The organism is Acinetobacter sp. 70_2, assembly GCF_056736115.1.
Genome location: NZ_JBWZIP010000012.1, coordinates 148,722 through 165,533, shown reverse-complemented (window position 1 = coordinate 165,533; position 16,812 = coordinate 148,722). Strand labels below are relative to the sequence as shown.

Below are 16,812 nucleotides of genomic sequence, written 5' to 3'. Positions count from 1 at the left end.
ATCATCCGTAGGCACTATCGCAAAAAGAAGTTGTTTGTTTGACGCTCGAAAGAGCCTTATTGAAAGAAGGGTACGCTATGCACATGCCATCGCCTAATACTGTAGCTCCCGCTCAAGGTTTATATCAGCCTGATGAGTTTAAGGATAACTGTGGTTTTGGACTGATTGCCCATATGAAGGGTGAATCAAGTCATCATCTAGTAGAAACCGCGATTCACAGTTTAAGTTGCATGACGCACCGTGGTGGTATTGCCGCAGATGGCAAGACGGGAGATGGTTGCGGCTTATTATTGGCGATGCCAAAGCAATTTTTCCGTGATGAAGCAAAAAAACTAAGTGATATTACACTAAGTGAAATTTTTGCTGTGGGTACGGTATTTTTAAATATTGATCCAGCATTAGCACAGCACTCTAAAAATATTTTAACGAAAGAAATCGAGTCAGAAGGTTTGCGTGTTCTCGCTTGGCGTATCGTTCCTACAAACAACGATGCATTAGGTGAAATTGCACTTCAATCTTTACCAGCTTTTGAACAAGTCATTGTGAACTGTCCAATGGGTGTAACTGAGGTTGAATTTAACCGTAAGTTATTCTTGGCGCGTCGCCGTGCGGAACAACAACTCCAAAAAGATCCGTTATTTTATGTGACTACGCTTTGTTCAACAGTCATTAGCTATAAAGGCTTGATGATGCCTGCGGCAATTGCTGAGTTCTATACAGACTTAGCAGATGAGCGCTTAAAATCACATATTGTGGTATTCCACCAACGTTTCTCTACAAATACATTACCGCGTTGGCCTTTGGCTCAGCCATTCCGTTACCTTGCGCATAATGGTGAAATCAACACTATTACAGCAAACCGTAACTGGGCATTAGCGCGTACTCCTAAATTTGAAAATCCATTATTACCAGGTCTTACTGAGCTTAACCCAATCGTTAACCGTACGGGTTCGGACTCTTCAAGCTTAGATAATATGCTTGAGATCTTAGTAGGTGGTGGTATGGATTTATTCCGTGCCTTACGTATGCTCGTACCACCAGCTTGGCAAAACGTAGAAACTTTAGATGCAGACTTACGCGCATTCTATGAGTTCAACTCTAAACACATGGAAGCTTGGGATGGCCCAGCTGGTCTTGTTATTCAAGATGGTCGTCATGCGATCTGTATGCTTGACCGTAATGGTTTACGTCCTGCACGTTGGGTCATTACCAAAAATGATTACATTACCTTGGCATCTGAAATCGGTGTTTGGGGCTATGAACCTGAAGACGTAGTTTCTAAAGGTCGTGTAGGCCCAGGTCAGATTTTGGTAGTTGACACCCTAACAGGTAAAGTACTTGATACTAAAGATGTTAGTACACATTTGAAGAACATGCGTCCATACCGTGAATGGTTACGTGATCATGCGATTCGCTTAAATGCAAACCCAGAACTTGAAGAACAACTTGTTGATAAAGGTTTAACTGGTGAAACATTAAAAGCAGCTCAAAAAATGTTTATGGTGACATTTGAAGAGCGTGACCAGTTATTACGTCCAATCGCTGAAAGCGGTCAGGAAGCAGTTGGCTCTATGGGTGACGATACACCGATGGCTGTATTGTCTCGTCAAGTTCGCCATGTGACAGATTATTTCCGTCAACAGTTTGCCCAAGTGACAAACCCACCAATTGATCCACTGCGTGAATCAATTGTCATGTCGCTCGAAACCTGTTTAGGTCGTGAGCAAAATGTATTTGAGCAAGGCCCTGAACATGCTGATCGTATCATCATTTCTAGCCCTGTACTGTCAAATTCAAAAATGCAGCAAATCCGTAGCATTGAGCGTCCGGGTTATGAAGCAGTTGATATTGATTTGAACTATGCTGAAACAGAAGGTTTACAAGCGGCAATTACGCGTATTTGTGAAGAATCTGCACAAGCTGTTCGTGATGGTAAAACCCTAATTGTTTTAACTGATAAAAACATTCGTGAAGGTTTCTTACCTGCAAACGCTGCACTTGCAACGGGCGCTGTACACCATTACCTCATTAAAACTGGTTTGCGTACTGATGCAAACATTATGGTTGAAACTGGTTTTGCACGTGATCCGCACCAATTTGCGGTGTTACTTGGTTTTGGTGCGACTGCTGTTTACCCATACCTTGCATACGATGTAATCAATGACTTGATTGCGAAAGGTGAGCTTTTAGGTGATCCGATTCATGCACAAGCAAACTTCCGTAAAGGTATTGAGAAAGGCTTATTAAAAGTTCTTTCAAAAATGGGTATCTCTACAGTTGCTTCTTACCGTGGTGGTCAGCTTTTTGAAGCAGTAGGCTTATCTTCTGAAGTTGTGGATCAGTGTTTCTTGGGCGTTCCAAGTCGTATCCAAGGTGCAACTTTTGTTGATCTTGAAAATGATCAGAAAAAATTAGCAGCAACAGCTTGGTCAAGTCGTAAACCAATTGATCAGGGTGGTTTACTGAAATTCGTATTTGGTAAAGAGTACCATGCGTTTAACCCAGATGTGATTAACTCACTACATAAAGCGGTTCGCTCTGGTAAATACGAAGACTTTAAAGAATATGCTGAATTGGTAAATAACCGTCCAGTAGCGACTATTCGTGACTTATTTAAGTTAAAAACAACTAATCCGATCCCGGTTGAACAAGTTGAATCGGTTGAAGAGATCTTGCCTCGTTTTGACTCGGCAGGGATGTCTTTAGGTGCGCTTTCTCCAGAAGCTCATGAAGCGATTGCAATTGCGATGAACACTATTGGTGGTCGTTCAAACTCTGGTGAGGGTGGTGAAGACCCTGCGCGTTACGGTACAATTCGTAACTCGAAAATCAAACAGATCGCATCTGGTCGTTTCGGGGTAACACCTGCATATTTAACTTCTGCTGAAGTCTTGCAAATTAAAGTTGCTCAAGGTGCAAAACCGGGTGAAGGTGGTCAGTTACCAGGTGGTAAAGTGAATGGCTTGATTGCACGTTTACGTTACTCAGTACCGGGTGTGACACTTATTTCACCTCCGCCACACCATGACATTTACTCAATTGAAGATTTGTCACAACTTATCTTTGACTTGAAACAAGTTAACCCGAAAGCCATGGTATCTGTGAAGTTGGTATCTGAACCGGGTGTAGGTACGATTGCTGCGGGTGTTGCTAAAGCATATGCAGACTTTATTACTATTTCAGGTTATGACGGTGGTACTGCTGCATCTCCGCTTTCATCAATTCACCATGCAGGTTCTCCATGGGAGCTTGGTCTAAGTGAAGCGCATCAGGCACTTCGTGTAAATGACTTACGTGGCAAAGTACGTGTACAAACTGACGGTGGTTTAAAAACTGGTCTTGATGTGATCAAGGCTGCAATTTTAGGTGCTGAAAGTTTTGGTTTTGGTTCAACACCGATGATCGCTTTAGGTTGTAAATACCTCCGTATTTGTCACTTAAACAACTGTGCAACTGGTGTTGCAACTCAACAAGATCATTTACGTCAAGAACACTATATTGGCGAGCCAGAAATGCTCATTAATTTCTTCCACTTTATTGCGGAAGAAACTCGTGAATGGTTGGCAGCATTAGGCGTTTCTTCATTGAAAGACTTAATTGGTCGTGTGGACTTGCTTGAAGTATTACCGGGTGAAACTGAAAAACATGCTCACCTTGATTTAAGCGCGTTATTAACTTCTCATCCTTCTGCTGAAGGTAAAGCGCAGTACTGTGAAGTTCAAGGTAATGCACCATTTGATAAAGGTGTATTGGCTGAGAAAATGGTCGCAGAAATGCTTCCTGCAATTGAGTCAAGTGCAGGTGGTCAATTCAACTTTAACGTCGTGAACTGTGACCGTTCAATTGGCGCACGTGTATCGGGTGAAATTGCTCGTCGTTATGGCAACTTGGGTATGGAAGCACATCCAGTTGTAATGAACTTAACTGGTACAGCTGGTCAGTCACTTGGTGTATGGAATGCTGGTGGTTTGCATATCCGTCTTGAAGGTGATGCCAATGACTATGTAGGTAAAGGTATGGCTGGTGGTCGTATCTCGATCTTCCCACCAAAAGGTTCACCTTTCCAAACTCAAAATACAGCAATTATTGGTAATACCTGTTTATACGGTGCAACTGGCGGTAAATTATTTGCAGCTGGTACGGCAGGTGAGCGTTTCGCAGTTCGTAACTCTGGCGCATTCGCTGTTATTGAGGGTGCAGGCGACCACTGCTGTGAATATATGACTGGTGGTGTTGTAACTGTACTTGGAAAAGTGGGTCATAACTTCGGTGCAGGTATGACAGGCGGTTTTGCTTATGTACTTGACCTTGATAATGACTTTGTAGATTACTACAACCACGAGTTAATTGACTTGACTCGTATTTCAACAGAATCTATGGAAGATCATAAAGAGTTCTTGTTGCGTATTATTGACGAGCATATCAAAGAAACAGGTAGTGCTTGGGCTTATAAAATCCGCAATGAGTTCGATTTCTACAGCCGTAAATTCTGGCTTGTAAAACCAAAAGCTGCTAACTTGCAATCGCTTTTGAAAACTACACAAGCTGACCCACAATAATTCCACGACTGCAAAGACATAGGCAGGTGCGGGAAACAGTGAAATCCGCGCCTACCCACGGAGAGAGACATGGCAGAACGCCTAAATAATGACTTTCAATTTCTGGATGTACCACGTCAAGATCCAGAGAAAAAAGATATTACTGTCCGCAAAGCAGAATTTGTGGAAATTTATAAGCCTTTTACTTCGGAAACAGTCACTAATCAGACTCACCGTTGTTTAGGTTGTGGTAACCCTTATTGCGAATGGAAATGTCCAGTACATAACTACATTCCAAACTGGTTAAAACTGATCGCTGAAGGCCAAATTTTCCAAGCTGCTGAGCTTTGTCATCAAACCAACACACTACCTGAGGTATGTGGTCGCGTATGCCCACAAGACCGTTTGTGTGAAGGTGCTTGTACCTTAAATGATGGTTTTGGTGCAGTAACCATTGGTAATGCTGAGAAATATATCAATGACACAGCTTTTGCTTTAGGCTGGCGTCCCGATATGTCAGGCGTAAAATGGACTGACAAAAAAGTTGCAATTATTGGTGCTGGTCCTGCTGGTTTAGGCTGTGCGGATATTCTAGCTCGCGGTGGTGTTAAACCAGTTGTATTTGATAAGCGTCCTGAAATTGGTGGCTTACTTACATTCGGTATTCCAGAATTTAAAATGGAAAAGGACGTAATGAAACGCCGTCGTGAAATCTTCACGGGTATGGGCATCGAATTCCGTTTAAATACTGAAATTGGTAAAGACATCACGATTGATGAATTACTTGCAGAATATGATGCGGTATTCATGGGTATGGGAACTTATACCTACATGAAAGGTGGTTTCCCGGGTGAAGATCTTGATGGTGTTTATGATGCACTTGATTTTTTAATCTCTAACGTGAACCGTTGCCAAGGTTGGGAAAAAGATCCAAGTGAATACATAAGCCTAGATGGTAAAAAAGTTATTGTTCTTGGTGGTGGTGATACCGCTATGGACTGTAACCGTACTTCTTTACGCCAAGGTGCTCACGATGTAACTTGTGCATACCGTCGTGATGAAAGCAACATGCCAGGCTCTGCGCGTGAAGTAAAAAATGCCTATGAAGAGGGTGTGAAATTCCTATTCAATCGTCAACCGGTCGAAATCGTTGGTGAAAATGGCAAAGTGACAGGCGTAAAAGTGGTAACGACACAAATGGGTGAACCAGATAGTCGTGGCCGCCGTAGCCCTGAGCCAATCCCAGGTTCTGAAGAAGTATTACCAGCTGATGCAGTTTTACTTGCTTTCGGTTTCCGCCCAAGCCCAGCAGACTGGTTTGGTAATGTGAATATCAATCTTGATGGTTCAGGCCGTGTTGTCGCAGCTGAAAAGCAAGAATTCAAATTCCAGACATCAAATCCGAAAATCTTTGCTGGTGGTGATATGGTACGCGGCTCAGATCTAGTCGTGACAGCGATTTGGGAAGGTCGTCAAGCTGCTGAAGGCATTTTGGACTACCTTGGTGTTTAATAAATTAATTTGTTAAAACACTCAAAAAAAAAGCCTACATCAAGTAGGCTTTTTTATTGTCTACCATTAGTCATTTTGGTGTTTTTGGCAAATATAATAAGCTTTTTTGCCCTTTTTAGCGTTTAAAGCTCGCGACATACTCGAAACTTCCTTCTTCAATACAGTAGGTGTTGAATATGAACATCGCAGGTATGACGGCAGAAAAATCATATTTAAATCGTCGAAAAGCGTTGGGTATTACGGTGCGTCGCCTTGAGTTTAATCCTCAAGCAATCAAGCGCTATTATTTTGCGAACTCGCCTTTAATGTCCCATTTTTTAACTGCACTCTCTTCAACATTTCCAGTCGGAGAACAGTTTTTTGTAAATAGCGTCCGTAATGTGCGTGATAAAGTCTCAGATCCTCAGCTACAAGCACAAATTGCAGCGTTTATCGGACAAGAGGCCATGCATTCCAAAGCTCATAGTGAATTTAATGAGGCTTGGCGCCGTGATGACTATAATTTGGATCGTTTTCAAGCTTGGTTAAATGAACGTGATAAATACTTAAGGACAATTCCACCTAAGCTACAGCTCGCCCTTACCTGTGCATTTGAGCATTTTACGGCTTTGCTTGGAGGATATATTTTACAGCATCCCGAATTACTAAAAACTTTAGATCAAGATGCTCTAAAGCTTTGGGTTTGGCATGCTATTGAGGAAATTGAACATCGTTCAGTTGCATTTGATGTATATCAACATGTCTATGGTGATGACCGTATTCGCCGTTTACTCATGCGTAGTGTCACTACAGGATTTGCAAGTCTTGCTTTCTATGGGACAACTCGTTTATTTTGGCAAGATAAATGGAAAAGCTTGCCTAAAATAGGTGGAAATATTTTTGGCGTATATTTGCTTGTTAAAATGCTTATACAACTTACACCTGAATATTTTGCTTATTACAAAAATGACTTTCATCCGAGTCAAAAAAATTATGGCCAGATGGTCGATTACTGGAAGAGTTATTTGGCCGATGAATACCAAATGACAAGTTTCCAAAAGGAAACAAGGTTAAGACCAAGCTAGAATAAAAAACCGGATTTAAAGATCCGGTTTTTTTTAAATCTATAAAATAAAAGCAACACAATAATGCCAAATTCATCATACAATCGAGACAAGAGGTTAAAAATATAAAGAAAAACTTGAGGATAAAGTGACGATGAAAACGTTTAAACAACTTGTAATCGCGACAACACTTGCAAGCACCTTATTATTTTCTGGCTGTGGCTATAATACTTTACAGGTCAAAGATGAGGCTGTAACAGCGGCTTGGTCTGAGGTACAGAACCAATATCAACGTCGATCAGATTTGGTACCAAACCTTGTAAACGTAGTTAAAGGCTATGCTAAGCATGAAGAGCAAGTATTAACAGAAGTTACTCAGGCACGTGCAAATGTTGCAGGCTTGAAGGTCGATAAAGAAGTATTAGAAGACCCAGCATTACTTGAAAAATATCAACAAGCACAAAGCCAGTTAACAGGTGCGTTATCTCGACTTATTGCTGTTTCAGAAAATTACCCAGACTTAAAAGCCAATACCCAATTCCAAGAATTACAGGTTCAGCTTGAGGGTACCGAAAACCGAATTGCTGTGGCACGTAATCGTTATATTACAACTGTTCAGGACTATAACTCTTATGTCCGTCAGTTCCCGCAAGCCGTAACAGCAAAAGTGATTGGCATGCATCCGAAAGCTAATTTCTCTGCGGAAGCATCGGCTCAACAGGCCCCAAAAGTTTCTTTTGATTAATTTAAATCAAGGAAGTGCTGCATGAGAAATACTATATTGCTTCAGTCTAAGCAAATTAGGGTATTTGTTATTACCTTAATTCTGCTCTGCTGCAGTGTTCTGTTTCAGAGTGTGGCTTGGAGTGAGAATAATATTGCTACTGCTACAGATGAAACTGACACGGTGGTGGCAGGTAAAATTATTCAACAGCAGCAAGCTCAAGCATTGAAGCCTAAAGTAAATGAGCAGGCTGCTTCAAGTGTCGCGCCTCAAGCTCAGGTTGCGAATGATATGGCTGATGGTGAATCAATTCGTGGTTTACCTACATTAAATCAGCCTGTCATTGATCAAGCTAATATTTTAAGTGAAGCTGAAAAGCAGCAACTTAATCAGAAAATTTTAAATTTATACCAGCAAGGTAAGGCACAAATAGGTATTGTAATTGTACCGACTACGGGCCAAGAAGATATTTTTGATTACGCTTTACGTGTCGGCGAAAAATGGCAACTTGGTTCGAGTAAACGAGATAATGGATTACTCATTGCAGTTGCGGTAAATGATCGCCGCATACAAATTTTAACTGGATATGGTTTAGAAGGCGTATTGCCTGATATTGTGGCAAGCCGAATTATTCGAAATCAAATTACACCTTATTTTAAACAAGCCCAATATGCACAAGGCTTAAACGCTGGTGTTGATGAAATCGGAAGAATTTTACATCTAGATCCGGAAGTTGCTCAGCAAGCTGCCCAAGATTTAAAAGAACGTCAACATCAAGCTGCCGAAGAACAACAAGCCAAACAAACAACTCTGACGATGGCATTGTTTATTCTTATTGCTGGAATTGTAGGCTCATTTATTGTTGGTCGACCTCTTAGTGCCTCTACCGCAGGTGTTGCCGCAGCAGTAGCAGGCTTTGTAAACGGTGCTGGCGTGGTTACTAGTTTGCTACTTGGATTTGGTATTTTCTTTTTACTCATTACCTCAATTGCCCAACTTATTTTACAGGCTATTTTAAATGGTTCTGGTGGGGGTGGACGCGGAGGTGGCTTCGGTGGTGGAGGCGGCGGTTATGGCGGCGGCGGAGGTCGTTTTGGTGGTGGAGGTGCTTCAGGCTCATGGTAACAATATCAGAAACAACACAAATTATTACTCAACCCAAAATTGAGGAATCTGTAGAGCCAAGCTTAAAGCGTTGGTTTAAGCATCTTTGTTATTTTCCTGCTAGTAGCCGTTATTTCAATAAAAATGATAAACAAGCGATTGCTGAAGCTGTTCAACAAGCAGAACTTGGTCATGTTGGTGAAATACAGGTCGTTATAGAAGGGCATATTCCTTGTTCACAAGCGTATAGACAAAATACACGTTTAAGAGCTCAGCAATTATTTGCAGAACTTGGGGTTTGGGATACTGAGCTTAATAGCGGTGTGCTGCTCTATTTAAATTTATGTGAACGCACAGTAGAAATCATATTTGACCGTGGTATTAGAAACGCGACGACTGATCAGGTATGGCAACAGATTTGCGAGTCTATTGTGCAGCAGCTTAAACAAAAACAGTATCTACATGCTGTAGTGATTGGGGTTCAGCAAATTGGTGATGTGTTGTCACGCTTTTATGACGAGAATATGCCAGATCAAAATAATGAATTGGGTAATGCGCCTATCATTATTAATTAAATTATCTACATAAACTCTAGCTGTTTTAAAAAAATTTGCACAACAAGCTGACTGACAAAAAATGTCATTTATTTTACTGCTTTTAAAGAGATTTTTATCACATTAAAGAATAAAAAAAAGAAGTAGGTTGTGAAGTGATTTTTATTAGTGATTCAAACCTAATAAAATTATGGTGACAATTTTTGTCACTTATTTACAGCTTAAGCCTTCCGAATAAGTTGAAAATATTTGTAAGTTTATGTTTTTTAATGAAAATAAAAGTTGGCATGGTTGCTGCAATATAGTTGATAGCTGAAAAAGCTTATATAAAAACATACATACAATCTTTGGGGAAAAGGCTATGAATGCACAAAAAGGTTTTACATTAATTGAACTTATGATCGTGGTTGCGATTATTGGTATTTTGGCAGCGATCGCGATTCCAGCTTATCAGGATTATACAGTTCGCTCACAAGTGACTGAAGGTCTTAACATGGCAGGCGGTGTTAAAACTGCAGTAAATGACTATTATACAGATGTTGGTTCATGGCCTACTGATATTAAAGCAGCGGTTTGTGGTAAAAATGCGACTAAAGACTGTGATGGTGGAACAAATACAGATTATAAAGGTAATTATGTATCACAAATTGATGTAGCTAACGGTGGTGTTAATATTACTTACGGAAATAAAGCGAACTCTAGTGCTTTAGCAGCTAAAGTATTGTCTCTTATTCCTGGTACAGATACAGCTAAAAACGTTACTTGGGTTTGTGGTAATGCTGCAAAACCAGATGGTGTTACTTTAGCTGCAGCCACAAATATTACAAGTATTGATGCTAAATACCTTCCAGGTTCTTGTAAAAACTAATTAATTTTTTAAAGTAAAAAGCTGGATTTATTCCAGCTTTTTATTTGGATTACATATGAGTAAACGTATTAAGTTCTTTATAGTACATATAACTTTTTCACTTATAGTCATTAGTTTATTGCTTTGTTGTATTTTTCTTATGTGGTATCCCGCTCCTTTACATAAAGCAACTGGATTGGAACATATATTATTTTTACTAATTTTAGTCGATGTTATTGTTGGGCCCTTTTTAGGTTTGTTTATTTATAAAGAAGGTAAGAAAACTCTAAAATTTGATTTGGCTATTATTTGCATTTTTCAAATTAGTGCGTTTCTTTTTGGCTGTTATCATGTATTTAAAGGCAGACCTGTATGGGTAGTATACAGTGTCGATCAATTTGAATTAATACGTGATAATGAAGTGGTTTCTAAATCATATCAATCTTCATTTTTAGGCCCAAAATTTGTTGGTATCCAATATTCTAATGTTCCTCAATTAAAGCAAAAAGAAATGTTCCAAGAGTTATTCAGTGGAATAGCTTTAGCACAAGATCCCAAAAACTATAAAAAATTAAGTCAAATAAAACCACAACTCTTACAACATTTACAAGGTCTAGAAATACTTGAAAAATTTAACTCTAAACAACAAGTAAAAAATATTTTAAGAAAATATCCAGAAGCGAATGCATGGGTTCCTTTAAAAGCCAATGCTGTAGATATGGTTGTTTTAATGGATAAAAACTCAGCTCAAGTGGTTAAAATTGTAGACTTGAGACCATGGAAATAAGTTAGCATCTCTTGTGAGAAGATACATATACAAGCTAATTCTTCTCACTTTCTTCCATGTATAATCCTTCTCAAGTTTTTGACCTATAACCTGTCACTATGCAAGTATTCTTTCTGTTCCTCGCAGCAATCCTGTTAGGTTTTGCGTGGTTATCACCATTTCACTATAACCCTTGGGTGATGTTTTCTAGCGAAATGAGTACCTTTGCGGCAGGTCTAAGTGTCTTAGCTGCACTTTTTTATCAAAATATAAAAATTCCACGGGCACAATTATTACTATTGCCATTTATTTTAATTCCAGTGGTGCAGTGGGCTTTTAGTCTAATTTTCGATTTTAGTACAGCTTTGTTAAGTTCACTTTACTTGTTAGGCTTTTGGTTTATGGTTGTGGCTGGCTATAACCTGTCATTAGATCAACAGCAGCGAGACCAAATTTTTACAGGGTTTAGTTTACTTACTGTTATTGTCTCGGTTGCAACTAGTCTTATTGCAGTTTGTCAGTGGTTAAATATTGATACACATTTTGCTCATATGTTGCATTTAATTGGTAACCGTCCGTACGGTAACTTTGGGCAACCGAATAATATGGCAACCTTTCTCATAATGGGATTATTAGGATGCTTATATTTATATGAAAAGAACAAAGCATCGGTTTGGTTGCTCTTGCCATCAGCGCTAACTATTTTATTTGCAGTTGTCCTTAGCCAATCGCGAACCTCTTGGGTTGTTTTTCCATTTTTACTCATTTATTGGGCTATTAAGCAATTTAATAAACCTAAGCGTTTTGGGGTGTTTCAAGGCTTATTATGGTGTGCTGGCTTTTTCCTCATGGCGGGCTTAGTTTTACCATTCCTTACAAGCTTAATTGAGGCATGGTCACATACAGATATAACTCAGGCGAGTAGCTTGGCTGAACGGGCAAGCTCGGGTTATCTGCGTTTTAATATTTGGACGCAAATGTTAATCGCTGTACAGCAACATCCTTGGTTGGGATATGGGTGGAATCAAACCAGTGTTGCTCAAATGTCTGCTTATGCTCTTTTTCCAACGACGGAGTGGACGACCAGCGCTCATAATGTGTTGCTAGATCTTATTATTTGGAATGGTATTCCACTTGGTACAGTGATTATTGCTTACTTTACATGTTGGTTATTTTGGCTAAATCAACAAGCAAAAGAAACAATCTCGATTATCGCAGTGATGATGGTCTGTACTGTGCTTATTCACGCCATGTTGGAGTTTCCGCAGCGTTATGCTTATTTCTTGCTGACTTGTGGCTTTTTATTGGGTGTAATTCAAGCACAGACTCCTATACTGAAAGGCTTTGTACTAAGTAAACAACTTCTGCGTTTAATATGGGGCGTCAGCTTAATACTTATGATCGCAATTTGGCGCGACTACAATGTTTATGTCATGAATAGTAATTTACTATTTAAAAATAAGCAGCCAAATGCTGAGCTCATGGGAAGTGACCAGATTTTTGTACTAACCCAATTTGAGCAGCGTTTAAAATGGATTGCACTTAATCCTAATGTAACTTTATCTGAAGCAGAATTAGTTCAATGGGGAAATTTTGTGAAGAACAAAGCAACCCCTTATAATTTGCGTAAATATGCTCAGTTACTTGCTTATAATGGAAAAGTAGATCAAGCAGAGCAACAAATATTTATTTCGCAGCACCTTTATGGACAGCAAATAACACTGACGCAATTACTAAAAGATAAATAAAAAAATCCCCTTGTTTTCAAGGGGATTTTTTTATGAAAGATTACATTTGGCTCTGGATATAGTTTTCGATACCAACGCTACCGATAAGGTCAATTTGAGTATCTAACCAATCCCAATATTCTTCTTCTTTTTCTAAAATTTCTTGTACCAAATCACGTGTTACATAGTCTTGTTCTGTTTCAGCTAATGCAACTGCTTTTTGAATAGCTTCAATGTTTTCTTTCACTTTGCGAATATCACATTGCAGAACTTCTTCTGTATGCTGACCAATATACAATTTACCTAGATGTTGAAGATTCGGAAGTCCTTCTAAAAATAAGATACGTTCAATAATTTTATCTGCATGCTTCATTTGACGAATTGATTCTTTATATTCAGCGGAACCGAGTTGTTCAATTCCCCAGTCATTAAACATGCGAGAGTGTAAAAAGTATTGGTTAATTGCAGTTAAATGATGATACAGCACTTGGTTAAGCTGATTAATCACATCACGATTGCCTTTCATTGTAGCTACTCCAAAACAATTTCTGCCTTAATTCACTTAAGGCAATCTATGAATTCATTTTAGTGAACAATCATGGATATGGCGAGTAATTTATAGAACAGCAAATGAAAATCGCAATCAAAAACAACACAATATTGGTAAAGGTGAATTTCCTTCCAAAAAAAACCGCTTGAATGAGGAACAATTAACGTTCCGCAAAAAGCGGTGGAGGAGTCAATAATTTACTGTTAAATACTAATTTTTATTATGCAGCTACAGAAATGCGTGCAGCAATTTCTGCTAATTCTTCACTAATAATAGCACGTGCTTCTGGTGCACAGCGTCCACAGCAAGTACCGAGATCAAGCAAATCGCGAATTTCACGATAGCTTTCAGCGCCATTTTCAATAGCGTCTTTAATATCCTGATCGGTAATGCCACGACACAAGCAAACGTACATGGGAGTGATCCCCAAATATAAATGCGATAATTGATATTATTGATAATTATTATCGTTTGTCAATGAAATTCATTTAAAATCTCATTTATCTTTATTGGGATTTTGGATAAAAAAATACCACCTAAGCGGAAATCTAATAATTATTCAGATTTCTAAGCATGGCGGTATCTAATTTTAGAGCAAAATATTTAAGAATTAATCTGTAGTTAAATCTTTATCTTATTGATTAATAATTACAATTCCGTCCATTTCTACTAATGCACCTTTAGGTAAACTTGCTACCCCAAGTGCAGCACGAGCTGGGTATGGCTGAGCAAAATATTCGCCCATAATTTGGTTTACAAGCTGGAAATTAGATAAATCAGTAAGGAAAATATTGAGCTTTGCAATATCTGCGAGTGAGCCACCCGCAGCTTCACATACTGCTTTTAGATTATCAAATACACGGCGGATTTGAGCTTCAATACCGTCAACAAGTTCCATACTGTAAGGGTCTAAACCAATTTGCCCTGATAGGTATAAGGTGTTACCTACTAAAATGGCTTGAGAATATGTGCCAATAGCAGCAGGGGCATTTTCAGTATGAATGACTTGGCGGGACATTTGGTTCTCCTTGATTAAATCTTTTTCCATCATAATCGATGATACGTTTTGACAAAAGTATCATCGATTTAATTGATTATGTGCTTCTGGAAAGTTAGATTTTAGTAAAGTAGAACAAATTTTAGCTGACTTTAGAAATTTCCGCTTGTGGGGCAGGGGCATCTAAACGCTCAATACGGGGGAACCCATAGTGCATGCGTAAATCACGAATGACTTTTGCTATGTGCTTACGATTGTTCACCACGATGTTCACAAAAGTTCGCTGCTCATTGGAATGCACCATTTCTACCCCTGCATTATTTTTACGACATTGATAGATGAGGTCTGATACCTGCTCATCATTCATGTCCATATAAATCGCAAGGTAGGCAGTAAAACGTACATCATCTACGTCATCTGCTTTCCATTGAAGCGGCATAATATTTTCTGGATGCAAATGTTGTTCATGAAGTAAATTATGACAACGAATTCGATGCACAATTAATCCGCGGCGTGTTAAATGACCTTGAATTAGATCGCCCAATACAGGGTTACAGCAGTGAGCATATTTAACATCGATGCCTTCAGTACCCTGAATTAATCGGTCTGAATTTTCTACTTGTGGGTGTTTGTCATTTGCAAACAAATGGTTGGCTACGAGTTGAGGAAGTAAGTCTCCAACTGCGATTTGCTCAAATAATGCATCTTTATTGTCAATATGACGCCATTGTAAGAGGTCTAGCCAATCTGCTTCTGAAAGATCAGTGATTGAACGATTAAAGAGTTTCAATGCTCGTGAAAGTGCTTGTGCACCCACTAAACGTTGTTCTTCAATATCTTGATCTTTGAGTACATGTTGTAAAGCACGGCGAGCTTTCTGAGTGTTAATGAAACTCAACCAATCTGGATTTGGAGTTGCCAAGACATCAGTAATAATTTCAATAACTTGTCCACTGCCTAAGGGTGTTGAAAGTGGTTTAATTTCACCATCAACTTTTGCGCCTACTGCATGGTTACCCAAGAAAAGACTTGCTGAATAGGCGAAGTCAACTACTGTTGCACCTTGTGGTAATTCATGTAATTGGCCATGTGGGGTATAGACCCAAATTTTTTCTTGATGTAAATAATCAAGTAAATCATTAAAAGTTGTTTTAGCGCATTCACCATCAATGAGTGTATTTAAGTTCTGCATTGATGCCTGAATGGCAGAACGACAAGTTTGCGGTGCATTTTCACCTAATACCACACCAAAACGGGCAGCTTTACGCATGAGCTCAGTTTGGACAGTGAGCGATAATGTAGTTTTTTCGCCTTTGAGCTTGATCAATAAAGACTGATTGCCACCAGGCAATGGACGACGGATATGATCTTGATATTGGATGACTTGGAAATTTTCTTTTAATGCTGCAAATAAACGGTCGCAGTCAGCAATAGACTGTAAAACGATTTCAAAGGCATGGCTATGAGTAAGCTCTTGCAAATCCATCTCGTTTTTAACGAAGTGGCGTAATAGTTCAATATTATTATTTTTCTTTTTAATACGGCCTTGGATATGATAATTGTGCAGAAGCTCTGCAAGGTTTTGCTCCCAGATACTTTGATATTTACATCGTTCTGGTTTGGTTTGGAGTAAAGCATTCTGGACGTTATCAAACATATCTAAATCTAGATTTTGATAACATAAGTTTTCAAGATTATCAGCCATTTCATTCATGCCGACTAATCTTGCCATGGGTACAAAAATATCAAAAGTTTCTTGCGCGATACGAGCACGTTTATCGGGACGTAAAGCACCCAAGGTAGTCATATTATGATAGCGATCGGCTAGCTTAATAATAATGACACGTGGATCTTGTAACGTTGCTTGCAGAATTTTTCTGAAAGACGCAGCTTTATTATATTCTTTGTCGCTCGATTGGCTTAACTTGGTTACACCATCAACGAGCTCTGCAACAGTTTGTCCAAAACGCTCAATAATATCTTCTTTGGTATATTGAGTATCTTCAATGACATCATGTAAAAGTGCTGCCATTAAAGTTTCAGGGTCGAGTCGCATATTAGCTAAAATACAGCTGACAGCAATTGGATGCAGAATATAGGGTTCACCACTTTTACGTGTAATACCAGTGTGTGCCAGATCTCCAAAATCACAGGCAGCAAGCACTTTCTCGACTTCGCTTACTGATAAGTAAGGTTCGATAATTAATTTGAGCTGTTGCTTGGCTTGGCTGACCTCTTCGCCTGGCATAGACCACCCTTTTTCTGTTGCTTAAAAAACTAAATCTATCTACTTCTTAATGAAAAGCATATTGCGGAACTTGTCAATTTTTTCATTTGAAAAAGTGTATTTTTTTTTCAATGAAAATAATTGCTTTTGCCAATATGTTTTAAATATGAAGAAGCCAAATAAAAAACCATCGCAAAAAAACGATGGTTTTTTATAGAAACAG

General features: G+C 39.0%; 13 protein-coding genes and 1 pseudogene. 9 read left to right on the top strand and 5 right to left on the bottom strand.

Annotation, left to right across the window (positions count from 1 at the left end; translation table 11 throughout):
• Positions 1–83: 83 nt before the first annotated feature.
• The 9 genes from gltB (at position 84) to AC1PJ9_RS04555 (ending at position 12,836) form a co-directional block, all read left to right on the top strand.
• The gene (gltB, locus tag AC1PJ9_RS04595) at positions 84–4,559 is read left to right on the top strand and encodes a glutamate synthase large subunit (protein ID WP_311086527.1); all 4,476 of its coding nucleotides are present in this window, start codon (positions 84–86) and stop codon (positions 4,557–4,559) included.
• Between the two features lie 69 nt (positions 4,560–4,628).
• Complete coding sequence (locus AC1PJ9_RS04590) at positions 4,629–6,050, top strand: glutamate synthase subunit beta (protein ID WP_002117101.1); 1,422 nt, start codon at positions 4,629–4,631, stop codon at positions 6,048–6,050.
• 176 nt (positions 6,051–6,226) lie between these two features.
• Entirely contained in the window at positions 6,227–7,114 is an 888-nt protein-coding gene (locus tag AC1PJ9_RS04585) for a metal-dependent hydrolase (RefSeq protein WP_311086526.1), read from the top strand.
• Positions 7,115–7,247: 133 nt separating this feature from the next.
• Entirely contained in the window at positions 7,248–7,838 is a 591-nt protein-coding gene (locus AC1PJ9_RS04580) for a LemA family protein (RefSeq protein ID WP_002051712.1), read from the top strand.
• 21 nt (positions 7,839–7,859) lie between these two features.
• Entirely contained in the window at positions 7,860–8,942 is a 1,083-nt protein-coding gene (locus AC1PJ9_RS04575) for a TPM domain-containing protein (RefSeq protein WP_311086525.1), read from the top strand.
• Positions 8,936–9,496, top strand: coding sequence for a TPM domain-containing protein (locus AC1PJ9_RS04570; RefSeq protein ID WP_311086524.1), 561 nt, complete (start codon positions 8,936–8,938; stop codon positions 9,494–9,496). Before AC1PJ9_RS04575 ends, AC1PJ9_RS04570 begins: the two co-directional genes overlap by 7 nt.
• A 340-nt stretch (positions 9,497–9,836) precedes the next feature.
• Positions 9,837–10,343 carry a pilin gene (locus AC1PJ9_RS04565; protein ID WP_263614724.1) on the top strand — a complete coding sequence of 169 codons (507 nt, stop codon included), beginning with the start codon at positions 9,837–9,839 and terminating at the stop codon, positions 10,341–10,343.
• A 55-nt stretch (positions 10,344–10,398) separates the two neighbouring features.
• Positions 10,399–11,109: a TfpX/TfpZ family type IV pilin accessory protein gene (tfpZ, locus tag AC1PJ9_RS04560; protein WP_263614723.1), complete on the top strand. Its 711-nt coding sequence runs from the start codon at positions 10,399–10,401 to the stop codon at positions 11,107–11,109.
• 98 nt (positions 11,110–11,207) lie between these two features.
• Positions 11,208–12,836: a PglL family O-oligosaccharyltransferase gene (locus AC1PJ9_RS04555; RefSeq protein ID WP_263614722.1), complete on the top strand. Its 1,629-nt coding sequence runs from the start codon at positions 11,208–11,210 to the stop codon at positions 12,834–12,836.
• Positions 12,837–12,876: 40 nt separating this feature from the next.
• On the opposite strand, the gene bfr is transcribed toward AC1PJ9_RS04555, so the two are convergent.
• From bfr to AC1PJ9_RS04530, 5 genes and pseudogenes are all read right to left on the bottom strand, one after another.
• The gene (gene bfr, locus AC1PJ9_RS04550) at positions 12,877–13,341 is read right to left on the bottom strand and encodes a heteropolymeric bacterioferritin subunit Bfr (protein WP_000678123.1); all 465 of its coding nucleotides are present in this window, start codon (positions 13,339–13,341) and stop codon (positions 12,877–12,879) included.
• Positions 13,342–13,585: 244 nt separating this feature from the next.
• The gene (locus AC1PJ9_RS04545; RefSeq protein ID WP_000289091.1) at positions 13,586–13,780 is read right to left on the bottom strand and encodes a bacterioferritin-associated ferredoxin; all 195 of its coding nucleotides are present in this window, start codon (positions 13,778–13,780) and stop codon (positions 13,586–13,588) included.
• Positions 13,781–13,999: 219 nt separating this feature from the next.
• On the bottom strand, positions 14,000–14,383 hold the full coding sequence (locus tag AC1PJ9_RS04540) for a RidA family protein (RefSeq protein WP_002051728.1): 384 nt from the start codon (positions 14,381–14,383) through the stop codon (positions 14,000–14,002).
• 121 nt (positions 14,384–14,504) lie between these two features.
• A complete protein-coding gene (locus AC1PJ9_RS04535) occupies positions 14,505–16,610 on the bottom strand; it encodes a RelA/SpoT family protein (protein WP_311086523.1) in 2,106 nt (701 codons plus the stop codon).
• A gap of 39 nt (positions 16,611–16,649) precedes the next feature.
• Positions 16,650–16,780 (bottom strand): annotated as a pseudogene (locus AC1PJ9_RS04530) (hypothetical protein).
• Positions 16,781–16,812: the final 32 nt, after the last annotated feature.